The organism is Pseudomonas sp. LAIL14HWK12:I7, assembly GCF_000483465.1.
Lineage (GTDB): Bacteria > Pseudomonadota > Gammaproteobacteria > Pseudomonadales > Pseudomonadaceae > Aquipseudomonas > Aquipseudomonas kermanshahensis.
Genome location: NZ_AXYZ01000012.1, coordinates 47,379 through 68,607, shown reverse-complemented (window position 1 = coordinate 68,607; position 21,229 = coordinate 47,379). Strand labels below are relative to the sequence as shown.

General features: G+C 62.2%; 16 protein-coding genes and 3 pseudogenes. 5 read left to right on the top strand and 14 right to left on the bottom strand.

All coding sequences use genetic code 11. From position 1 onward, the window contains the following. Positions 1 to 84 precede the first annotated feature (84 nt). The 4 genes from D886_RS0112790 to D886_RS0112775 are packed head-to-tail and all read right to left on the bottom strand — an operon-like array spanning position 85 to position 5,968. Positions 85 to 3,102, bottom strand: a complete 3,018-nt coding sequence (locus D886_RS0112790) for a sarcosine oxidase subunit alpha (protein WP_027594308.1) — start codon at positions 3,100 to 3,102, stop codon at positions 85 to 87. Beyond that, on the bottom strand, positions 3,099 to 3,434 hold the full coding sequence (locus D886_RS0112785) for a sarcosine oxidase subunit delta (RefSeq protein ID WP_027594307.1): 336 nt from the start codon (positions 3,432 to 3,434) through the stop codon (positions 3,099 to 3,101). Before D886_RS0112785 ends, D886_RS0112790 begins: the two co-directional genes overlap by 4 nt. A 14-nt stretch (positions 3,435 to 3,448) precedes the next feature. Beyond that, entirely contained in the window at positions 3,449 to 4,699 is a 1,251-nt protein-coding gene (locus D886_RS0112780) for a sarcosine oxidase subunit beta family protein (protein WP_008089646.1), read from the bottom strand. A 15-nt stretch (positions 4,700 to 4,714) separates the two neighbouring features. After that, complete coding sequence (locus tag D886_RS0112775) at positions 4,715 to 5,968, bottom strand: serine hydroxymethyltransferase (protein ID WP_027594306.1); 1,254 nt, start codon at positions 5,966 to 5,968, stop codon at positions 4,715 to 4,717. 340 nt (positions 5,969 to 6,308) lie between these two features. Between D886_RS0112775 and D886_RS0112770 the strand changes: the two genes are divergently transcribed. Continuing rightward, positions 6,309 to 7,349, top strand: a complete 1,041-nt coding sequence (locus D886_RS0112770; protein ID WP_027594305.1) for a low specificity L-threonine aldolase — start codon at positions 6,309 to 6,311, stop codon at positions 7,347 to 7,349. A 116-nt stretch (positions 7,350 to 7,465) separates the two neighbouring features. Here D886_RS0112770 and D886_RS28820 read toward each other — a convergent pair whose 3' ends face one another. From D886_RS28820 to D886_RS0112755, 4 genes and pseudogenes are all read right to left on the bottom strand, one after another. Then, positions 7,466 to 8,194 (bottom strand): methyl-accepting chemotaxis protein, encoded by a 729-nt coding sequence (locus D886_RS28820; protein WP_371097754.1) that lies wholly within the window; start codon positions 8,192 to 8,194, stop codon positions 7,466 to 7,468. Between the two features lie 135 nt (positions 8,195 to 8,329). After that, positions 8,330 to 9,358: pseudogene (locus D886_RS28815) on the bottom strand (cache domain-containing protein); the annotation flags it as partial. 236 nt (positions 9,359 to 9,594) lie between these two features. Next, a complete protein-coding gene (locus tag D886_RS0112760) occupies positions 9,595 to 9,897 on the bottom strand; it encodes a cell division protein ZapA (protein WP_027594303.1) in 303 nt (100 codons plus the stop codon). Then, positions 9,894 to 10,124, bottom strand: a complete 231-nt coding sequence (locus D886_RS0112755; protein ID WP_027594302.1) for a hypothetical protein — start codon at positions 10,122 to 10,124, stop codon at positions 9,894 to 9,896. Before D886_RS0112755 ends, D886_RS0112760 begins: the two co-directional genes overlap by 4 nt. Positions 10,125 to 10,402: 278 nt before the next feature. Between D886_RS0112755 and D886_RS28810 the strand changes: the two are divergent. Beyond that, a pseudogene (locus D886_RS28810) lies at positions 10,403 to 11,173 on the top strand (MCP four helix bundle domain-containing protein); the annotation flags it as partial. Next, entirely contained in the window at positions 11,156 to 12,028 is an 873-nt protein-coding gene (locus tag D886_RS28805) for a methyl-accepting chemotaxis protein (RefSeq protein WP_371097753.1), read from the top strand. The pseudogene D886_RS28810 and the gene D886_RS28805, both read left to right, overlap by 18 nt. Positions 12,029 to 12,126: 98 nt before the next feature. On the opposite strand, the gene gbcB is transcribed toward D886_RS28805, so the two are convergent. Beyond that, on the bottom strand, positions 12,127 to 13,227 hold the full coding sequence (gene gbcB, locus D886_RS0112745) for a glycine-betaine demethylase subunit GbcB (protein WP_027594300.1): 1,101 nt from the start codon (positions 13,225 to 13,227) through the stop codon (positions 12,127 to 12,129). Between the two features lie 295 nt (positions 13,228 to 13,522). On the opposite strand from gbcB, the gene gbcA reads away from it, so the two are divergent. Continuing rightward, on the top strand, positions 13,523 to 14,815 hold the full coding sequence (gene gbcA / locus D886_RS0112740; protein WP_027594299.1) for a glycine-betaine demethylase subunit GbcA: 1,293 nt from the start codon (positions 13,523 to 13,525) through the stop codon (positions 14,813 to 14,815). A gap of 251 nt (positions 14,816 to 15,066) precedes the next feature. Here gbcA and D886_RS28580 read toward each other — a convergent pair. Both D886_RS28580 and D886_RS27465 read right to left on the bottom strand, forming a co-directional pair. Further along, positions 15,067 to 15,324, bottom strand: a pseudogene (locus tag D886_RS28580) (RHS repeat-associated core domain-containing protein); the annotation flags it as partial. Further along, a complete protein-coding gene (locus D886_RS27465) occupies positions 15,324 to 16,148 on the bottom strand; it encodes an RHS repeat-associated core domain-containing protein (RefSeq protein WP_256215054.1) in 825 nt (274 codons plus the stop codon). The gene D886_RS27465 and the pseudogene D886_RS28580, both read right to left, overlap by 1 nt. 629 nt (positions 16,149 to 16,777) lie before the next feature. On the opposite strand from D886_RS27465, the gene D886_RS0112730 reads away from it, so the two are divergent. Continuing rightward, positions 16,778 to 16,996 (top strand): cold shock domain-containing protein, encoded by a 219-nt coding sequence (locus D886_RS0112730; RefSeq protein ID WP_027594298.1) that lies wholly within the window; start codon positions 16,778 to 16,780, stop codon positions 16,994 to 16,996. Between the two features lie 144 nt (positions 16,997 to 17,140). Here D886_RS0112730 and D886_RS0112725 read toward each other — a convergent pair whose 3' ends face one another. The 3 genes from D886_RS0112725 to dgcB are packed head-to-tail and all read right to left on the bottom strand — an operon-like array spanning position 17,141 to position 21,106. Continuing rightward, positions 17,141 to 17,911 carry an electron transfer flavoprotein subunit beta gene (locus D886_RS0112725; protein ID WP_027594297.1) on the bottom strand — a complete coding sequence of 257 codons (771 nt, stop codon included), beginning with the start codon at positions 17,909 to 17,911 and terminating at the stop codon, positions 17,141 to 17,143. A gap of 10 nt (positions 17,912 to 17,921) precedes the next feature. Then, positions 17,922 to 19,154: an electron transfer flavoprotein subunit alpha/FixB family protein gene (locus D886_RS0112720; protein WP_027594296.1), complete on the bottom strand. Its 1,233-nt coding sequence runs from the start codon at positions 19,152 to 19,154 to the stop codon at positions 17,922 to 17,924. Then, positions 19,154 to 21,106, bottom strand: a complete 1,953-nt coding sequence (gene dgcB / locus D886_RS0112715) for a dimethylglycine demethylation protein DgcB (protein WP_027594295.1) — start codon at positions 21,104 to 21,106, stop codon at positions 19,154 to 19,156. Before dgcB ends, D886_RS0112720 begins: the two co-directional genes overlap by 1 nt. Positions 21,107 to 21,229 lie beyond the last annotated feature (123 nt).

The window sequence follows — 21,229 nt, the reverse complement described above, 5'->3', positions numbered from 1 at the left end:
TCACCCGCGAAGAGGCCAGTGAGGCCAACATCGCATTCGCGGGTAAACCCGCTCCCACAGGGTTCGACGCCAGCATCCGGGGCCTTAAACGTTCTGCCGCTCACCCTTCGGATCGAAGAACACCGAAGACACGATTTCCGCCTCGATCACGCTGCCGTCAGCCTGCGGCGAGTACACCCGCTCGCCCATGCGCTTGAGGCCGCCTTTGACCACACCCATGGCGAACGAATACCCCAGGGAGTTGGCCGCGTAGCTGGAGGTGACGTGGCCAACCATGTCCATCGGGATCGGTTGCTTGGGGTCGAACACCAGTTGCGCGCCTTCTGGCAGCCATTGGGTCGGGTCCACCGGCTTGAGGCCGACCAGCTGCTTGCGGTTGTCGCGCAGGCAGTCTTCGCGGTTCATGCCACGCAGGCCGATCCACGAGAATGGCTTGTTGCGGCCGACGCACCAGCTCATGTTCAGGTCGTCTGGGTTCATCGAGCCGTCAGTGTCCTGGCCGACGATGATGAAGCCCTTCTCGGCACGCAGCACGTGCATGGTCTCGGTGCCATACGGGGTCAGGTTGTATTGCTTGCCCGCCTCGATGATCTTTTCCAGCACGCCCATGGCGTAGTTGGCCTGCACGTTCACTTCGTACGACAGCTCACCGGTGAACGAGATGCGGAACACACGGGCCGGTACGCCGGCGACGGTGCCTTCCTTCCAGGTCATGAACGGGAAAGCGTCCTTGTCCAGGTCGATGTCGTCGGTCAGCGCGCTCAGCAGCTTGCGGCTGTTGGGGCCGGACAGGGTCATGGTCGCCCAATGGTCGGTGACCGAGGTGAAGTACACCTTCATCTCTGGCCATTCGGTCTGGTGGTACAGCTCCAGCCACTGCAGCACGCGTGCGGCGCCGCCGGTGGTGGTGGTCATGTAGAAGTGGTTGTCGCCAACGCAGGCGGTCACGCCGTCGTCGAAGACCATGCCGTCTTCTTTGCACATCAGGCCGTAGCGGGCCTTGCCCACGTCGAGCTTGGTCCAGGCGTTGCTGTAGATGCGGTTGAGGAACTCACGCGCGTCCGGGCCCTGGATGTCGATCTTGCCCAGGGTCGAGGCGTCGAGCAGGCCGACGCTGTCACGCACGGCCTTGCACTCGCGGGCCACGGCGGCGTGGATGTCTTCACCGGCTTTGGGGAAGTACCACGGGCGTTTCCACTGGCCAACGTCTTCGAACTCGGCGCCGTTCTTCACGTGCCAGCCATGCAGGGCGGTGAAGCGTACAGGTTCGAACAGGTGCCCACAGTGACGGCCCGCTACCGCACCGAAGGTGACCGGCGTGTAGTTGGGGCGGAACATGGTGGTGCCCATTTCCGGGATGGTGATGCCGATCGAACGGGCGGCGATGGCCAGGCCGTTGATGTTGCCCAGTTTGCCCTGATCGGTACCGAAACCCAGCGCGGTGTAGCGCTTGACGTGTTCGACCGACTCGAAGCCTTCGCGGGTGGCCAGCTCGATACCGGCAGCGGTCACGTCGTTCTGTTGGTCGACGAACTGCTTAGGCCCTTTGCTGCCCTTGTCGTGTGGCACCTGGAACAGCGCCACGGTGGCCTCTTCCTTGCGTGCCACGGTTTTCGGCAAGGTGCCGGTGGTGGCCTTGAAGCCGGCTTCGGTGGCTGCGCGAACGCCGCCTTCAAAGCCGTCGGCAATCACGTCGCCGAGGGCGTAGACACCATGGATACCGCCGACACAAACGCGTTTTTGCGGTGCATCGCCCGGCACGAAGCCGAGAATGTCATCGCGCCAGACCGGGCGACCGCCCAAGTGCGACGCCAGGTGGACGATCGGGCTGTAACCGCCGGAGCTGGCGATCAGGTCGCACTCGAGGGTTTCGCCTGGGCTGGTGACTTTGTGGGCCTGCACGTCGATGGCGGCCACGCGGGCGCCGGTCACGTGCTTGCTGCCTTTGGCCTCGACCACGGCGCTGGAAGTGAGGATACGGATGCCTTTTGCACGCGCTTCTTCAACCAGCGAGCCGCGTGGGTTGTGGCGGGCGTCGGCGATGGCGACCACTTGCAGGCCAGCGTCGTGCCAGTCCAGCGCAGCGCGGTAGGCGTGGTCGTTGTTGGTCGACAGCACCAGTTTGCGACCCGGGGCCACACCGTAGCGGCGTACGTAGGTGGACACAGCGCCGGCCAGCATGTTGCCCGGGACGTCGTTGTTGCCGTACACCAGCGGGCGCTCGTGGGCGCCAGCGGCCAGTACCACACGGCCGGCACGCACACGGTGCACGCGGTGACGCACCTGGCCGATCGGGGCGCGGTCGCCAAGGTGGTCGGTGAGGCGCTCGTGGATGGTCAGGAAGTTGTGGTCGTGGTAGCCGTTGACCGTGGCGCGGGGCAGCAGGGTCACTTCCGGCAGGCTTTCCAGCTCTTTGACCACCGCATTGACCCAATCAGCGGCAGGCTTGCCGTCGAGGGTTTCGCGGGTGTCGAGCAGGCTGCCACCGAACTCTTCCTGTTCATCGGCGAGGATTACGCGGGCGCCACTGCGGGCAGCAGCCAAGGCGGCGGCCAGGCCAGCAGGGCCGGCACCGACGATCAGCACGTCGCAGTGCTGGTTCATGTAGTCGTAGCTGTCCGGGTCGTTCTGCAGCGGTGCACGGCCAAGGCCGGCCGCTTTACGGATGTACTTCTCGTACGTCATCCAGAACGATTTCGGATACATGAAGGTTTTGTAGTAGAAGCCCGGCGGCATCATGCTGCCGCCCACCTTGCCAAGGATGCCCATGACGTCGTTGTTGACGTTAGGCCAGCCGTTGGTGCTGGTGGCGACGAGGCCGGCGTACAGCGCCTGCTGGGTGGCACGCACGTTAGGGATCTGGGTGGCTTCGCTGGAGCCGATCTGCAGGATGGCGTTCGGCTCTTCGGTACCGGCGGCAATGATGCCGCGCGGGCGCGAGTACTTGAAGCTACGGCCGACGATGTCGACGCCGTTGGCCAGCAGCGCAGCGGCCAGGCTGTCACCGGCATAACCCTGGTAGGTCTTGCCGTTGAAGGTGAAGTTCAGGACCTTGCTGCGATCGATACGGCCGCCGCTGGCGAGGCGATAGGTCTGGCTCATACTTTTTCCCCTTGGCCTTTGACGGTCGACGGTGCGCTGTTTTGCTTGCCGTTGGCGGTCACCTGCGGCTTCTCGCCAATCTTGTAGGTTTCCAGAATCTCGTAGGTCACGGTGTCGCGGGTGACGTTGAAGTACTGACGGCAGCCGGCAACGTGGTCCCACAGTTCATGGTGAATACCGCGCGGGTTATCGCGGAAGAACATGTAGGTGCCCCACTCCTCGTCGGAGCAGGCGGCAGGGTCCAGCGGGCGGGCGATGTGCGCCTGGCCAGAGGCGTGGAACTCTTCTTCGGAGCGCAGCTCGCCGCAGTGGGGACAGAAAATATGCAACATGACGGTGTCTCCGGTTAGTGGGCGACGGCGGCGGCGCCGTGTTCGTCGATCAATGCGCCGTTGTAGAAACGGTCCATGGAGAACGGCGCGGCCAGTGGGTGCATCTCGCCTTTGGCCAGGCTGGCAGCGAAGACGTTGCCCGAACCCGGGGTCGCCTTGAAGCCACCGGTACCCCAACCGCAGTTGAAGAACATGTTCTTGACCGGGGTTTTGGAGATGATCGGGCAGGCGTCCGGCGAGGTGTCGACGATGCCGCCCCATTGGCGGTTCATGCGCACGCGCGAGAGGTTGGGGAACATCTCGACGATCGCTTGCAGGGTGTGCTCGATCACCGGGTACGAACCGCGCTGGCCGTAGCCGACCCAACCGTCGATACCGGCGCCGATCACCAGGTCGCCCTTGTCGGACTGGCTGATGTAGCCGTGCACGGCGTTGGACATGATCACGCTGTCGATGATTGGCTTGATCGGCTCGGACACCAGGGCTTGCAGCGGGTGCGATTCCAGCGGCAGGCGGAAGCCGGCCAGTTTGGCCATGTGCCCGGAGTTACCCGCAGTGACCACGCCGACACGCTTGGCGCCGATGAAGCCTTTGTTGGTTTCGACACCGATGACCGCGCCGTTTTCCTTGCGGAAACCGATCACTTCGGTCTGCTGGATCAGGTCCACGCCCAGGGCGTCGGCAGCACGGGCGTAACCCCAGGCCACGGCGTCGTGACGGGCAACGCCACCACGGCGCTGAACGGTCGCGCCGAGGATCGGGTAACGGGTGTTCTTCGAGCAGTCCAGGTACGGGATTTCGGCCGCGACCTGGGCGGTGTTCAGCAGTTCGCCATCGACGCCGTTGAGGCGGTTGGCGCTGACGCGGCGCTCGGAGTCACGAATGTCCTGCAAGGTGTGGCACAGGTTGTAGACACCGCGCTGGGAGAACATCACGTTGTAGTTGATGTCCTGGGACAGGCCCTCCCACAGCTTCATGGCGTGCTCGTACAACTGCGCCGATTCGTCCCACAGGTAGTTGGAACGCACGATGGTGGTGTTACGGGCGGTGTTGCCGCCGCCCAGGTAACCCTTCTCGATCACTGCGACGTTGGTGATGCCGTGTTCCTTGGCCAGGTAGTAGGCCGTGGCCAGGCCATGGCCGCCACCGCCAACGATGACCACGTCGTAGACCTTTTTAGGGGTCGGCGTGCGCCACATGCGCTGCCAGTTTTCGTGGTGGCTGAGGGAGTGTTTGAAGAGGCCGAAGCCCGAGTAGCGTTGCATGGTCGTTTACTCCACTCAGCGGTAAACAGGGAAGTCTGCGCACAGCGCCGCGACGTTCTTCGCCACATCGGCTTCGACGTCAGCGTCACCGAGGTTGTCGAGGATGTCGCAGATCCAGCCGGCCAGGGCCACACACTGAGCGACCTTGAAGCCGCGGGTGGTGACGGCCGGGGTGCCGATACGCAGGCCCGAGGTGACGAACGGCGACTGCGGGTCGTTCGGTACGGCGTTCTTGTTGACGGTGATGTGCGCGCGGCCCAGGGCGGCGTCGGCATCTTTACCGGTGAGGCCCTGGCGGATCAGGCTGACCAGGAACAGGTGGTTGTCAGTGCCGCCGGAAACCACATCGTAGCCGCGGTCGATGAACACCTGGGCCATGGCCTGGGCGTTTTCGATGACTTGTTGCTGGTAGGCCTTGAAGCCTGGCTCCAGCGCTTCCTTGAAGCACACGGCCTTGGCGGCGATGACGTGCATCAGCGGGCCGCCCTGGGCGCCGGGGAACACGGCAGCGTTGAGCTTCTTCTCGATTTCTTCGTTGGACTTGGCCAGGATCAGGCCGCCACGTGGGCCGCGCAGGGTCTTGTGGGTGGTGGTGGTGACCACGTCGGCGAACGGGATCGGGTTGGGGTACAGGCCCGCGGCAACCAGGCCGGCAACGTGGGCCATGTCGACGAACAACAGCGCACCGACCTTGTCGGCGATGGCGCGGAAGCGTGGGAAGTCGAGGGTCTTGGAGTAGGCCGAGAAGCCGGCGACGATCATTTTCGGCTTGTGCTCGACCGCCAGGCGCTCGACTTCGTCGTAGTCGATCAGGCCGGTCTTGGTGTCGATGCCGTATTGAACCGCGTTGTACAGCTTGCCCGAGGACGACACTTTGGCGCCGTGGGTCAGGTGGCCGCCGTGGGCCAGGCTCATGCCCAGGATGGTGTCACCGGCCTGCAGCAGGGCCAGGTACACCGCGCCGTTGGCGGAAGAGCCGGAGTGCGGCTGGACGTTGGCGTAGTCAGCACCGAACAGCTGCTTGGCGCGCTCGATGGCCAGTGCCTCGACCTTGTCCACGTGCTCGCAGCCACCGTAGTAGCGCTTGCCTGGGTAGCCTTCGGCGTATTTGTTAGTCAGGCCGCTGCCTTGGGCCTGCATGACGCGCTGGCTGGTGTAGTTCTCCGAGGCGATCAGCTCGATGTGATCTTCCTGGCGCTGTTCTTCGGCATTCATCGCCGCCAGCAGTGCGTCGTCGTAACCCTGGATCTGGTCTTGCTTGCTGAACATCTTGTTGTCTCCCGGCAGCGATCGTTTCTTGTCTGTAGAGCACTGTGGCCCTTTGTGGCGATGGTATGACTGGCCGGGGTGGGTCAGATGCCTGCGCACGCCTTGCAATGGCGCGTTTACGACATTCGCTGATTTGCTGTTTGTGCCGGCCCTTTCGCGGGTGAACCCGCTCCCACAGGTACGGCGGTGCTTGAAGCCTTTGGGTATCCCTGTGGGAGCGGGTTTACCCGCGAAGAGGCCCGTTCAAACAACCCTGAAATCAGCTTATGTATGGGTTGTATAGGCAACTGCTGAATCGATGGTTTAGAGTGCTGTTCTGCGTCGTTCACAGGACCGTGTCATGACAGATAAGAGCCAACAATTCGCCAGCGACAACTATTCCGGCATCTGCCCCGAAGCCTGGGCCGCCATGGCCAAGGCCAACATGGGCCACGAACGCGCCTATGGCGATGACCAGTGGACCGAGCGCGCCGCCGAGTACTTCCGCAACTTGTTCGAAACCGACTGCGAAGTGTTTTTCGCCTTCAACGGCACTGCAGCCAACTCCCTGGCCCTGGCCTCGCTGTGCCAGAGCTACCACAGCGTGATCTGCTCCGAGACCGCCCACGTCGAAACCGATGAATGCGGCGCGCCGGAGTTTTTCTCCAACGGCTCCAAGCTGCTCACCGCGCCCAGCATCAACGGCAAGCTGACGCCTGAGTCGATCCGTGAAGTGGCGTTGAAGCGCCAGGACATCCACTACCCCAAGCCACGTGTGGTAACACTCACCCAGGCCACCGAAGTGGGCACCGTGTACCGCCCCGACGAGCTCAAGGCGATCAGCGCCACCTGCAAGGAACTGGGCCTTAACCTGCACATGGACGGCGCGCGTTTCACCAATGCCTGCGCGTTCCTCGGTTGCAGCCCGGCGGAGTTGACCTGGAAGGCCGGCGTCGATGTACTGTGTTTTGGCGGTACCAAAAACGGCATGGCGGTGGGCGAGGCGATCCTGTTCTTCAATCGCCAGCTGGCCGAAGACTTCGACTACCGCTGCAAGCAGGCCGGGCAGTTGGCGTCGAAGATGCGCTTCTTGTCTGCGCCCTGGGTTGGGCTGCTGGAAGATGGCGCCTGGCTGCGCCACGGCACGCACGCCAACCACTGCGCGCAGCTGCTGGCGTCGCTGGTGAGCGACCTGCCAGGGGTTGAGCTGATGTTCCCGGTGGAGGCCAACGGGGTGTTTCTGCAGATGCCAGAGCACGCGATTGAAGCGCTGCGGGGCAAGGGCTGGCGGTTCTATACCTTTATTGGCAGTGGCGGGGCGCGGTTCATGTGCTCCTGGGATACTGAAGAAGATCGGGTGCGTGAGCTGGCGGCGGATATCCGCGCGATCATCACTGCCTGATAGATCGCATTCGCGGGGCAAGCCCGCTCCCACAGGGTCCTCACAGATGCTGAAACTGTGCGGGACCTGTGGGAGCGGGCTTGCCCCGCGAATGCGATGGCAGCAGCTCCAACCCTCTAAAGCTTGAACCCACCCATCTGCCGCGCCAAATCATCAGCCAACCCACGCAACGCCTGGCACTCCGCCCGGCACCCCTGCACCTCCGCCGCTGTCTCCCTGGCCAGGTCGGAAATCCCCTGTACCGTCCGGTTGATCTCCTCCGTCACCGCTGACTGCTCTTCAGTCGCCGTCGCCACCTGATGGTTCATGTCGCTGATGTGCTCGACCTTGTCGGTAATCGCCCCCAACGAGGCACCGGTGCGCTGGCTCGATTCAACGCCGCTACCCGTCGCCTGCTGCCCTGCCTGCATCGACGTCACCGCCGAGCCTGCGCCCTGCTTCAAGCGCTGGATCATCTGCTGCACTTCATCGGTAGACAGCTGCGTGCGCCGCGCCAGGGTACGCACCTCATCGGCGACCACGGCAAAGCCACGCCCCATCTCCCCTGCCCGCGCCGCCTCGATCGCAGCGTTCAGCGCCAAGAGGTTGGTTTGCTCGGAAATACTGCGGATCACCGCTAATACTTCATCGATCGAGGCGACTTCGTCGGCCAACTGTGCGACCGCATCCGCCGCCTTGCCAATGTCGCCGGACATGCCTTCAATACCTTGGATCGAGCGCCGCACCACGTCACGCGCCTGCAAGGCTTCGTCGCGCGCCGATTGTGACGCTTCAGCGGCATTGCCGGCATTGCGGGCGATGTCCTGCACGGTCAGGCCCATCTCATGCACGGCGGTGGCGACCATTTCGGTCATTTCCTGCTGGCGACCGGAGCGCTCGGCCGTGTTGTCCACCACCTGGGTCACCTGTTCGACGGCCAAGTGCAAGCGTTCAGTCGTGCGCAGCACCTCGCCGATCAACCCCCGTTGGCTGTCGAGAAAGCGGTTGAAGCCTCTGGCCAAGTCACCCAGTTCGTCCTGGCGCGAATCATCCAGGCGGTGGCTGAGGTCTCCCGCGCCGCTGCCGATCTGCACCAGTGCGGCCGTGACGCGGCGGATCGGCCGTACCAAGCCGCGCGCCAGCAACACCACCAGCAGCAAGGACAACAGCGCCACGCCACCACCGATCAAGGTGGTGAGCCAGACTGCCTGATGCATCTGCGCGTAGATTTCGGCCTCAGGCACTTCGGCGACCAAGGTCCAGTTCAGGTCGCGCAGTGGCAAGCCTAACGCCAGGTAGCTTTCGCCATCACGCTGGAAGCGGCTGGTACGCAGGCCCTGGTCGCCACTCATCACCGCTTTCGCGGCCTGTGCGTCAAGCTGGTCGACAAGCTGGCGCTTGCCGCTGAAGGCGCTGTCCGGGTGCACCTGGATCAGCCCATCATTGCGTACCAAAAATACCTTGCCGTGCTCGCCAAAGCTGAAATCGTGGATCAGCTTCGACAACTCGGTCATGCGCAAGCCCATACCCGCCACGCCAACCAGCTTGCCGTCTTTTTCCACGCGATAGTCGATGAACAGCGCCAACTCGCCCGTGGCACCGTCAATGTCGATATTGATCAGGCGCTCGGCGCCGCTGTCGATGTAGCCGTAGAACCACGTGTCCTTCGGGTTGGCCCGGCTGAGTGTGCGGTCCAGCCCCTTCTCGTTGTAGTAGTGGCCGGTTTCGGTGGAGGCGAACAGCGTGGTAAAGGCCTTGTTGCGCTGCTTGGCAGCCTCGAGGTATTCGATAAAGCGTGAGGTTTGAGCGGGGTCTTCGCCCTCCGCAAGCCAATCGCGCAGCAGGGTATTGCCGGCTATGTCGGCGGCCGCCACCAGCGGCTGGCCGAGCATGCGCTCGATATCGTTGCGGATTGCCTCGACACTGGCTGGCAGCGCTGTGTCGACCAGGTAGCGTTCGGTCAGGCGGTTGAGCGCCACCGTGAAGATGATCACCACCACCAGGATGCTCGCCAGCAGGGCTGCGCCCATGCTTGCGATCAATTGCCACTGGATACTTTGCCGCCAGATACGCATGCCCGTGCTCCCCGCCAATTATTGTTTTGGGGGAAGTGTATACACTTACGTATCCAGTTATTCCAGTGATCTGGGACATTGTAGGCGCAGCCTTGTGCTGCGAAGAGGCCGGTGACAGCAGCGGAAATCCCTGCGTTTTCACCGGCCTCTTCGCAGCACAAGGCTGCTCCTACAAGGGGTCGCGGAGTGCTTTATTGTTCGGCGATAGTCCGAACGATCGCGTCCACCGTGGCGTCGATCTGCGCCTGGGTACGCGCCAGCGTCTGTTGATGCTCTTTCTGCAGCTCAACCTGCTTGGAACACAGGTTCAGGGCCGCCAGCACCAGCAGCTTGTCACCGATCAGGGTCGGGTACGAACGCTTGGTCTCGGCCAGGGCGGTGTTCAGCATCCGCACCGCCTGCGCCAGGGTTTCTTCCTGGCCTTCGGGCGCCTTGATCGAATAGTCGCTGCCGAGGATCGACACGACATTGACCGGCTGCGCTTGCAGACTCATGCGTTGACGACACCCGCATTGGCGCGGTCAACCAGCGCCTGGATGCGCGCGGCGGTGGCGCCGTTCTTCTCTTCCTGCTCCATCAGCGACAGCTGCAGGGTCTCGTTTTCTTCCTTAGCCTGTGCCAATTGCTGACCCAGGGTAGTGTTCTGCTCGGTGAGTTGAGCGTTTTTCTGCATCAGGTCGCTGACCAGTTGCTCGATTTGATTCAGGGAGGCTTCCAGCATGGGGTCTATCTCAGGTTGTTGCAAAGGCCGCACACGATAAAGAAAAGCGTGAGTCCTCGCCATTAAATATCGGATTCTTAAGGTTTCTAACCCGCAGATTGACAGGGTAAGCGCCCGCTTGTTCCGACCTGGATCAACCGCCGGTCAGGAAAAGGTTAGCGCGCTCACAATTTTCACCGGTCTCGCTCAAGACTGACCAGTCACGACCGATAGCCAGGCAAGTCATATTTCGTCGCCCTCCCCTGCGACCTCTTTCCCTTGCCTGGATTACGCCCCTCATGTCCCTACGCAACATGAATATCGCCCCGCGCGCGCTGCTCGGCTTCGCGCTGATCGGCCTGTTGATGCTCGGCCTCGGCATCTTCTCGCTGATGCAGATGGGCAACATCCGCCAGGCCGGCGTTGCCATCGAAAGCATCAGCGTGCCCAGCATCAAGACGCTGGACGAACTTACTGCGCTGAACCTGCGCATGCGCACCCTTTCCTATCGCCTGCTGCTCAACCGCGACCCCGAGACGCAGCGCGACACCCTCAACCTGTTGGACCAACGCAACACCCAGATCGACCAGGCGCGCCGTGCCTACGAGCCCATGATTGGCGCACGCGACGAGCAAGCGGCTTACGATCAATACAGCCAACTGCTCAATCAGTACCGCCAGCTGGAGGCGCGCATGCGCAGCCTGAGCCAGGCAGGCCGCACCGACGAACTGCGCGACCTGCTCAACCGCGACCTGCTGGCCAACTCCGAGCAGATCAACAAGGTCATGGACACCTTGGTGCGCATCAACACCGACCAGACCCGCGCCACCAATGAAACGGCTGCCAGCCAGTACGCCTCTGCCTTCGCCCTGGTGATTGGCCTGTTGATCGCAGCCACGGTGCTGACCCTGCTGTGCGCCTTCCTGCTGATCCGCAGTATCGTCAAACCGATTGAAGAGGCGCTCAAATGCGCCGAGCAGGTGGCCGACGGCGACCTCACCCACGTCATCCGTGCCGAAGGCACCGACGAAGCCGCGCGCCTGCTACGCGCCATGGCCCGCATGCAGGAGAAACTGCGCGACACCCTGCAATTGATTGCCGGTTCGGCAACCCAACTGGCCTCGGCGGCGGAAGAGCTCAACAGCGTCACTGACGAAAGCGCCCGTGGCTTGCAGCAACAGAACAACGAAATCGAGCAGGCTGCCACTGCGGTCACCGAGATGACCAGTGCCGTGGAAGAAGTGGCGCGCAATGCGGTCAGCACCTCGGAGGCCTCTGGTGAAGCCAGCCGTTCGGCCGGCGACGGGCGCGACCTGGTACTGGAAACCGTCGGCGCCATCGAGCGCATGAGCGGTGATGTGCAGGCCACTGCCACGCTGATCACTCACCTCGCCGAGCAGTCGCGTGACATCGGCAAAGTGCTGGATGTGATTCGCGGCCTGGCCGACCAGACCAACCTGCTAGCGCTCAATGCCGCGATCGAAGCGGCCCGTGCCGGTGAAGCAGGCCGAGGCTTTGCCGTGGTGGCGGATGAGGTGCGGGCATTGGCCCATCGTACCCAGCAGTCGACCAGCGAAATCGAGCGGATGATCGGCAGCATCCAGGGCGGGACCGAAGAGGCGGTGGAGTCGATGCGCACCAGCACCGAACGTGCCGCGTCAACTTTGAATATCGCCCGGGGTGCGGGCATGGCGCTGGACACCATTGCGGGTGCGGTGGCGCAGATCAACGAGCGTAACCTGGTGATTGCCAGCGCGGCGGAAGAGCAGGCCCAGGTGGCCCGCGAGGTGGACCGCAACCTGGTGAATATCAATGACCTGTCGGTGCAGAGCGCGACCGGGGCGCATCAGACCAGCGCAGCGAGTGCCGAGTTGTCGCGGTTGGCAGTGGATTTGAATGGGCTGGTAGCGCGCTTCCGTACCTGACCTGCGGCCCCTTTCGCGGGGCAAGCCCGCTCCCACAGGTTATGCGCAAGCCTGAAGTACTCGGTGAACCTGTGGGAGCGGCCCCTTGGATCTACGGATCAGTAATCGATCCGCACATCCCCTTTCGGCACACTGCAGCACGACAGAATGTACCCCTCGGCCTCGTCTTCCTCGGTAATCCCGCCGTTGTGTTCCATCTCCACCTCGCCGCCCAGCTTGAGCACCTTGCATGTCCCGCAAATGCCCATGCCGCAAGCCTTGGGGATCATCAGCCCAACTTTCGCCGCCGCCGCATGCACGGTCTCGCCCGGGGCGATGCGGATGCTCTTCTCGCTGCCGATGAACTCCACCAGGTTGAGGTCCGAAACATCCACTTCCGGCGCATCGGCGGCCTGCTCGGCATGCTCCACGGCATCGGCCTTGGCTTCTGCGGGCGTCGCGCCGAACGATTCTTCGTGGTAGTTCTTCATGTCGAAGCCGACGGCTTCCAGCATGCGTTTGACCGCAGTCATGTACGGCGTCGGGCCGCAGCAGAACACCGTGCGCTCCATATAGTCGGGCGCGATCAGTTCCATCAGGCGCTGGTTCAGGTACCCGCGGTAACCCGCCCACGGCTCGCCCAGCCCGTGCTTCTCGCAAATGATGTGCAGGCTGAAGTTGGGGATGCGCGAGGCCATCTGCTCCAGCTCGCGGTGGAAGATGATGTCTTTCGGCGAACGGGCGCTGTGCACGAACACCATGTCGACATTGGCGTTGGTGTCGTAGAACCAGCGCGCCATCGACATCACCGGGGTAATACCGACACCGCCCGAGAGGTACAGCACCTTACCCGACGGGAAGTCGATGGCGTTGAACAACCCCACCGGCCCGTGCACGGGCAGTTCGGCGCCTTCGTGCATGGTGTCGTGCAGGTAGTTGGAGACATGCCCACCCGGCACACGCTTGACGGTGATCGAGAAGCTGTAAGGCACCGACGGCGAACTGGAGATGGTGTAGGAGCGCATCACCGGCTTGCCTTCGATCTCAAGCTCCAGGGTGACGAACTGCCCTGGCTTGAAGAAGAACATGATCGGTTGGTCGGCCATGAAGCAGAAGGTGCGCACGTCCCAGGTCTCCTGGATGACCTTGACGCAGCGCACGATGTGGCGGCCGTTGGCCCAGGTCTGGGTGGTGACCGGATTGAGGAAGGTATCGGACATGTTCATCTCCAGCAGCCGACTATTGGCCTTTTTATGGCGTCGATAATGCGCAAGCTGAAGGCGACGTACATTCCTGCCTGCGACATCGGCGTACTTATCGCGACCAGCCCCATGCTACAAGGGCTGTGGCGTCGTTATTCAAATCGGCCATGTCGCCCATGGATACGGTTCACGACGCCTTCGGACGCACACTCCACGGCAAAAGAACCTGCTGTTTTTTTAACGACAGCCTTGCGGCACCACAACAATGATTAGCCACCTTTTGCCGGCCGCACACGGCCCCGAGGACCACACGATGGACGTCACCGCAACCCTGAGCCTGGGCGATCCACTGGAAGCAGCACGCAAGGCCACCGCCGAGATGCTGCAAACCCGCGAGCGCACCTACTCGCTGCCCCAGCCTTTCTACACCGACGAGCGTCTGTTCCAGATCGACATGCAGGAGATCTTCCACAAAGAGTGGCTGATCGCCGGCATGACTTGCGAGATTCCGGCCAAAGGCAACTTCATCACCCTGCAGATCGGCAAGAACCCGATCATCGTCATCCGTGGCGCCGAAGGTAAGGTACATGCCTTCCACAACGTCTGCCGCCACCGCGGCTCGCGCCTGTGCACCAGCGACAAGGGCAAGGTGGCCAAGCTGGTCTGCCATTACCACCAGTGGACCTACGAGCTGGACGGCCGCCTGCTGTTCGCCGGCACCGAAATGGGCGCCGACTTCGACATGAAGGAATACGGCCTCAAGCCTGTGAACGTGAAGGTCGCGGGGGGTTACATCTTCATCAGCCTGGCGGAAAACCCGCCAGCCATCGACGAGTTCCTGGCCACTTTGGACCATTACATGGAACCGTACGACATGGAGAACACCAAGATCGCGGTGCAGACCCAGTTGCTGGAAAAGGCCAACTGGAAGCTGGTACTGGAAAACAACCGCGAGTGCTACCACTGCAGCGGCTCGCACCCCGAGCTGCTGAAGACCCTGCTTGAATGGGACGACACCAACGACCCGCGTGCCAGCCAGGAATTCAAGGACCACGTGGCCGCCTCTGCCGCTGCCTGGGACGCCGAGAAAATCCCGTACCTGCACAAGAGCCACGGCCTGCGTAACCGCATCGTGCGCATGCCGCTGCTCAAGGGCACCGTGTCGATGACCATGGACGGCAAGCAGGCCTGCCAGAAGCTGATGGGCCGCATCAAGAACCCGGACCTGGGCTCGATGCGCATCCTGCACCTGCCGCACTCGTGGAACCACTGCATGGGCGATCACATGATCGTCTTCACCGTGTGGCCGATCAGCGCCCAGGAGACCTTGGTGACCACCAAGTGGCTGGTGCACAAGGACGCGGTCGAAGGCGTCGACTACGACCCTGCGCAGATGCGCAAGGTGTGGGATGCCACCAACGACCAGGACCGCCGTCTGGCGGAAGAGAACCAGCGCGGGATCAACTCCACGGCGTACCAGCCAGGGCCGTACTCGAAGACTTATGAGTTTGGTGTGGTGAACTTCATCGACTGGTACAGCCAGCGGGTGCTGGAGAACCTGGGGGCGGAGCCAGCGCCGTATTTGAAGGAAGTGCAGGCGCAGTAAACAATAGTGAACCAGGCAGGCAGAAAATTGGCTGCCTGGTTATGACCTTCATGCACGATCAATCGTGCCCACCGGGTTTCCACGGATCTTCTGCACAACGTTACTAACAATCGTCTGCACCGGGCTAATTCCTGTCTGAATCCGCATAAGGTCCACGACCACGCCGGGTATCTGGCCTGGTGATTTCCACAGATAGGGCACCACGACATCGCCAAGACAGCAAAATAAACTGATTTGGGAAAGGAGAATGCGCCATTGCGATCGACCCGGTTGATCGGATCGTTTAAGCAATAGGCATAGGTATTTATCCCGCCCCTGCCAAACGGGCTGAGCGTATCGGCGCTGTTGAAGCGCATGAGCGCTGGGTTGTAGGCCCGTCGACCGTTACCGAGAAGGTAATGCCCAGCCAATGCGTCGCGGTATTCCCCGCAAAATGCCAGGCGGGAGCCAGACACCACCCCACACACAGCACCATAGGCGGTATAGCTACGTGAGCGGGTATGGCGCATCACAGCCAAGTCATCTGTAAATTCTGAGGGGGACTCACCTCCCCAGATCTGACCTCCGAGACTATTTCATGCATCTGAATGCTCATATGGCCCGAGTCCATATCGATTCTGAGCTCCCTGACAGTATTGGAAATAGCAGGTATTGACGACACTGGGCTAGGCGTGGGAGGCAGAATTTGTTTTTGCTCACGCTTTATACTGAAAACACTGCGGATATTGTCTCCTATAGACCTCCAAGCTTCTCCCAACCCATTTCCCAACCTTTGCCCGATCGTTATTAACGATTTAAAGATCGAAGTTGTATTGCCAGCGGTAACCAAGCCCAACGCCACGGGCTGCAAACTAGGCGAGCCGGTAAACAACATACCCACGCCTGTCGTCACCAATGCTGTTTCGACTGCCAGTTGCCGCAGCCCCCAGACACTCGCGTTGTTTGGGGCACGCGTCATCCAGGCAGCCACATTGAGGCCGGCATAGGCCGCAAGGGTCGTAGCTCTGGAAGCTTCAATTGAAGTCAGTACCGCCAGGAACCTGCCGCTAGGGTCGATGTGGTTCACAGGGTCCGCTGCACAGTAGGCATATGCATTCAACCCGCCCCTGCCAAAGGGGCTCAGGCGATCTGGGCTCAAGTAACGCATCTGGCGAGGGCTATACAGCCTATGTCCGTTGCCAAGGTGATAGCACCCTGTCAATGGATCATGACGCTGCCCCGCAAAGGCCGTGAGAGGGCCTGCCCCCAGTGGCGCGTAGCCGTATGGTGTGAAGGCTCTTTCTATCGAGCTTGAGCTGCGCCCCGCCAACACTGAACGCTGCCTATCCGTCATCAGCAAAAGATTATTCATCGATAGTCTGAGCTCGTTTCGATGGAATAACGAGACGATAGTACCGGTGAGCACATTAGGAAACTGGCAGAAATGACAGTCGCCTTGGTCGAATTTTGAGCAAAACTCTACAGCCCAGGCCCTACAAGGGCTACGACCATTCACGAACACCTTGCCCACAGGTGGATGAACAGAATTCGTTAACAACTCCTCCTGTTGTCTGTTCAAGGCTGTGAATAAATGCCTGAAAGGCCCAATTGGTAACGGTTTGCGCAATACGGAGAAGACTTGATCATTATTTGAACGATATCGCCAAGCCCGCTATGTACGTGTGCTACAGACGACAGCCAACATCTTATCCACAGAGCCGCCAACAGCGATTGTGGGGAACTTCGCGCATTAGCCCCGCATTCAAACAGCCCAATGCCAGCTTTTATTTGATCATTATTCGATCATGCCCTTGAATCCCGCATCCCTCTTGGGCTGTAGCGAAGCACGAACACTTTATCCACACCTTGGCGAACAGATTCCGGGGGTAAGATTCCACCGGACCTGTCATTTCTGCCAGTTTCCACATAACCCCCCTTTGTGTTTGATTAAAGCCACAGGTTGAGCTTAGCCAGAGGTCACTTATGCACAGGCGCCTAAACGGCACTGTGAAGTGGTTCCACGAGGTGAAGGGAGTGGGAGTGATCAAGGCTGAGGACGGCAGCGGGGACTATTTCGTGGCACGGTGTGCAATTCTGATGGTGGGCAGGGTGCGGCTGCTGGAGGGGGAGCGGGTCACCTTCGAACCGGTGATCGAAGGGTTGGCCTTCTGGGCCTTCAATGTGGCTGGCGAGCTGCCTTGACGGCCCAGCAAACCGGCCCTGTAGGAGCAGCCTTGCGCTGCGAAGAGGCCCGTGACAGCAGCGAAGATTCACTGTGCATTTACCGGCCTCTTCGCAGCACAAGGCTGCTCCTACAAAGTGCGCGCATGACGCACGGCAGATAATTCAGCGCAGGACCCCTTCCTCCACCAATAGCTTGAGGATTGCCTCGGCGCCTTCTTGCGGGGATACATCCTTGAGCACCTTGCCCCCGCCGCCACTGGCCTTGGCCGTTGCCGCCTTCATCCGGTCGGCGCCGCTTTTGGCCTTGATCACCTTCAATCGCTTGGGCCGTGGGCGGGCCGGTTGCAGCTCTGCCTCGGCCAGCAGGTCGTCTTCGACAATCGCCACGTTACGTGCTGCCAACACACCCCGCCGCGCCGGCCCGAACGCGCTCTGGCGTGGCTTGGGCGCGGCGTTATCCACAGTCGCCAACAACGGCAGGCGCACCTTCAGGCGACGCCGCTGCCCGCGTGGCAGTGCCTGCAGCACCTGGGCGGTGCCATTTTCAATCGACTCCACTTCCGCCAGGCCAACGATCAACGGCCAGCCCAGCTTCTCAGCCAGCAGGAACGGCAACATGCCCGAACCTTCGCCCGTTTCGGCCTGAGTCCCGGTCAGCACCAGCTGGGCGCCAGCGTCGCGCAGGTAGTCGCCAAGCACGCCCAACACATCCGCCCCGGCTGGCTGTTCCAGTACGTCCAGGTGCTCCAGGCCCATGCCCAGATAGGCCCGCAGCGCCTCTTCCCGCGGGTCACCGGCATGCACTACCTGCAAGTTATCCCCAGCCAGTTGCAACCCCAGCTCCACCGCGCGGGCATCTTGCTCGGCGCGGCGCGCGCGGCCAGAACTTGGGTGAGCACCGATGGAAACCAGGCTGATGACTTTCGTACTCATGCTCGTGCCCTTATGCCGCGTCGCGCTGGCCGCCGCTGCGGAAGTTGTCCACAGCCTCGATCAACGCCTTGAGAATCGCCGAACTGTCGCCAATCACCGACAGGTCAGCCCGTTTGATCATGTCGCAGCCAGGGTCCATGTTGATCGCCACCACCTTGTCGCAGGCACCGATGCCCTGCAGGTGCTGGATCGCGCCAGAGATACCCACAGCCACGTACACCCGTGCCGTGACCCAGGTACCGGTAGCACCGACCTGGCGGTTGCGCGGCATGAAGCCGTCGTCCACCGCCACCCGCGAGGCGCCTTCGGTGGCGCCCAGGGCCGCAGTTGCCTTGTGGTACAGGTCCCAGTCCTTGACGCCGTTGCCGCCCGAAACGATGAACTCGGACTCGGCCATGGCAATGGTGGCCGGGTCCACGGCCACCGAGCCGAGGTCTTCGATACGCGACAGGCTGCGTGCGACGCTTGTGGACAACTCTACGGGCAGCGCTTCGTGACGGGTTTCGCTGACCGGCTCCGCGCATTCCGCCGCCGCCAGGATCAACCGTGGCACGGCGCGTTGCAGGTCCTGTTGACCCGCACCGGCGCGGCCGATGCATTGGCCGTCCTTGACCTGCCAAACCCGCGTCGCGGGCCGTTCGCCCAAGGCGGCACCGAAGCGCCGCCCCAGCTCGCCGCCACCGGTGCGGCTGTCGGGCAGCAGCCAGTGGCGCGGTGTGAACTGGTTATCCACAGCCCGCAACCCCTGCACAAGTTGCTCCGGTGCATAACCCTCGAACGCTTCGCCTTCGATAACCAGCAGGCGGTCGACGCCGGCTGTGGAAAAATTGCTTTCCTTGTGTTCACCAAATACCACGGTCAACACTGCGCCGTCGTTGCCGGCCAGGCTATGGGCCAGGCCCAGCAGGTCGCGGTCGTGGCTGCTCAGGCGGCCACCGACCATGTCCGGCACCACAGCAATGTAGAACGCCGGCGCCGGCACCTGGTGCAGCGGCAACTGGACGGCCGCCGCCGCTGTGCGTCGCCCGCCCACACCCGTGCCCTGCTGGGCACCGCTGCGGTCGATACGCTTGATGCCACTGGGGCCGATGAAACCGGCGGCGATGGCATGGGGGTTCTTGCGCATGAGGCCGTTCGGCCCCATCCAGCTGGTTTGTTGCGTCTGCATGGCCGCGTGCAGCGGGTGCAGACGGTTACGGGCGATCCACTCGGCGCGTGGGTCGCGGCGGATGATGTCGCTCATCAGTGCACCTCCGCAGGTTCACGTTTAACCGTTGGCGACTTTGGGGCCGCAGGGGTTTCCTCTTCGATCAGCACATCGGCTACCAACTCGGCGAGGTCCTTGATCTGTGGGCGCGGTTCGACTACGCCCTCGAGCATCGCGGTGCACTGTGGGCAGCCCACTGCAACCAGCTCCGCCTGGGTCTCGCGAATATCGTCCATGCGCATGTCGGGGATACGTTGCTTGCCCGGGATGTCGGTGATCGGCGCACCGCCGCCACCGCCACAGCAACGGGAACGGAAGCCCGAGCGTTCCATCTCGCGCACTTCGATACCCAACGCCTTGAGCACTTCACGGGGCGCTTCGTATTCACCGTTGTAACGGCCCAGGTAGCACGGGTCGTGGTAGGTGACACTGCCGCCCTTGTGCTGGCCGAGGTTGAGCTTCTTGGCTGCGATCAGTTCGGCGATGTAGGTGCTGTGGTGCTGCACCTGGTAATCCCCACCCAGCGCGCCGTACTCGTTTTTCAGCACATGGAAACTGTGCGGGTCGCAGGTGACGATGCGCTGGAACGTGTATTTGGCCAAGGTCTGGATATTGCGTTTGGCCAATTGCTGGAAGGTTGCTTCATCACCCAGGCGACGGGCCACGTCACCGCTGTCGCGTTCCTCCAGGCCAAGCACGGCAAAGTCCACACCCGAGGCCTTGAGCACTTTGACGAACGAGCGCAGGGTGCGCTGGTTGCGCATGTCGAAGGCGCCGTCGCCCACCCAGAACAGCACTTCGGTAGTTTTCACGTCCGACAGCAGTTTCAGGTTGAGGTCTGCCGCCCAGTTCATCCGCCCGCCTGGGGCGAAGCCGCCTGGGTTGTCGGTGGCGATCAGGTTTTCCAGTACTTCCGCGCCTTTGTTCGGGGTCGCGCCTTTTTCAAGGGTAAGGTGGCGGCGCATGTCGACGATGGCATCGACGTGCTCGATCATCATCGGGCATTCCTCGACGCAGGCACGGCAGGTGGTGCACGACCACAGCGTTTCGGCGTCGACCAGGCCGTTGACGATCGGCTGGTGCGGGTGGCCACCATGTTCGCCGATCGGCTTGCCCGGGTACGGGCTGCCAGCAAACTTGGCGTCGGTGCCACCGGCCAGGCCGATGACCATGTCCTGAATCAGTTTTTTCGGGTTCAGCGGCTGGCCGGCCGCATAGGCCGGGCACATGGCTTCACATTTACCGCACTGCACGCAGGCATCGAACCCGAGCAGCTGGTTCCAGGTGAAGTCCACCGGTTTTTCCACGCCCAGCGGCGTATTCGGGTCTTCCAGGTCCAGCGGCTTGAGGCCGGTGGAGCGGCCGCCACCGAAACGTTCGGCACGGCGGTGCCAGGCCAGGTGCAAGGCACCGGCGAAGGCGTGTTTCATCGGGCCGCCCCAGGTCATGCCGAAGAACAGCTCCGACACGCCCCACAGCACACCCAGGCCAAGCAAACCGACCATCACCCAGCCACCGGTGTTGGCGGGCAGAATGCCGGCGACCGGCAAGGTGGCGATGAAGAAGCTTGCAGCAAACACCAGCAGGCTTTTCGGCAGGCGCATCCACGGGCCCTTGGACAGGCGCGCGGGTGGATTAAGGCGGCGTTTGAAGACAAAGATCGCACCGGTGAACATGATCACCGTGGCGACCAGCAGCGCGTAGCCAAGGATCTTGCTCTGCAGGCCGAAGCCGTGCACCAGGATCGCCAAGGCCGCCGACAGCACAAAGCCGCCCGCTGTGGCGACGTGGGTCTTGGACATGTATTTGTCGCGTTCGACCACGTGGTGCAGGTCGACCAGGTAGCGTCGCGGCATGGCCAGCAGGCCGCCGATCAAATTGACCTTGGACGCTCGGCCACGCCGCCACATACGCACCCGGCGCAGGGCGCCGAGCACCGCCAGGCCAAGGGCAGCGAACAGCAGAATGGGTAGAAGGGTGTTCAACATGGGAGGCTCCCACAACAGCTGGATTCTTGCGCCGCCTTGAGGACGAGACTGGCCCCTTGTGGGAGCGGGTTTACCCGCGAATGCGTCCGGTCAGGCAACGGCGTTGTCAGAGCTGACGCATTC

Excerpts from the sequence above, each read along its gene's own strand:
- D886_RS0112790 (WP_027594308.1), bottom strand. The coding sequence starts at position 3,102 with ATGAGCCAGACCTATCGCCTCGCCAGCGGCGGCCGTATCGATCGCAGC.
- D886_RS27465 (WP_256215054.1), bottom strand. The coding sequence starts at position 16,148 with ATGACGGATAGGCAGCGTTCAGTGTTGGCGGGGCGCAGCTCAAGCTCG.
- D886_RS0112775 (WP_027594306.1), bottom strand. The coding sequence starts at position 5,968 with ATGTTCAGCAAGCAAGACCAGATCCAGGGTTACGACGACGCACTGCTG.
- dgcB (WP_027594295.1), bottom strand. The coding sequence starts at position 21,106 with ATGTTGAACACCCTTCTACCCATTCTGCTGTTCGCTGCCCTTGGCCTG.
- D886_RS0112760 (WP_027594303.1), bottom strand. The coding sequence starts at position 9,897 with ATGAGTCTGCAAGCGCAGCCGGTCAATGTCGTGTCGATCCTCGGCAGC.
- D886_RS0112755 (WP_027594302.1), bottom strand. The coding sequence starts at position 10,124 with ATGCTGGAAGCCTCCCTGAATCAAATCGAGCAACTGGTCAGCGACCTG.
- D886_RS28805 (WP_371097753.1), top strand. The coding sequence starts at position 11,156 with ATGGCCCGCATGCAGGAGAAACTGCGCGACACCCTGCAATTGATTGCC.
- gbcA (WP_027594299.1), top strand. The coding sequence starts at position 13,523 with ATGGACGTCACCGCAACCCTGAGCCTGGGCGATCCACTGGAAGCAGCA.
- D886_RS0112720 (WP_027594296.1), bottom strand. The coding sequence starts at position 19,154 with ATGAGCGACATCATCCGCCGCGACCCACGCGCCGAGTGGATCGCCCGT.
- D886_RS0112725 (WP_027594297.1), bottom strand. The coding sequence starts at position 17,911 with ATGAGTACGAAAGTCATCAGCCTGGTTTCCATCGGTGCTCACCCAAGT.
- D886_RS0112785 (WP_027594307.1), bottom strand. The coding sequence starts at position 3,434 with ATGTTGCATATTTTCTGTCCCCACTGCGGCGAGCTGCGCTCCGAAGAA.
- D886_RS28820 (WP_371097754.1), bottom strand. The coding sequence starts at position 8,194 with ATGGTCGCCACCGCCGTGCATGAGATGGGCCTGACCGTGCAGGACATC.
- D886_RS0112730 (WP_027594298.1), top strand. The coding sequence starts at position 16,778 with ATGCACAGGCGCCTAAACGGCACTGTGAAGTGGTTCCACGAGGTGAAG.
- D886_RS0112780 (WP_008089646.1), bottom strand. The coding sequence starts at position 4,699 with ATGCAACGCTACTCGGGCTTCGGCCTCTTCAAACACTCCCTCAGCCAC.
- D886_RS0112770 (WP_027594305.1), top strand. The coding sequence starts at position 6,309 with ATGACAGATAAGAGCCAACAATTCGCCAGCGACAACTATTCCGGCATC.
- gbcB (WP_027594300.1), bottom strand. The coding sequence starts at position 13,227 with ATGTCCGATACCTTCCTCAATCCGGTCACCACCCAGACCTGGGCCAAC.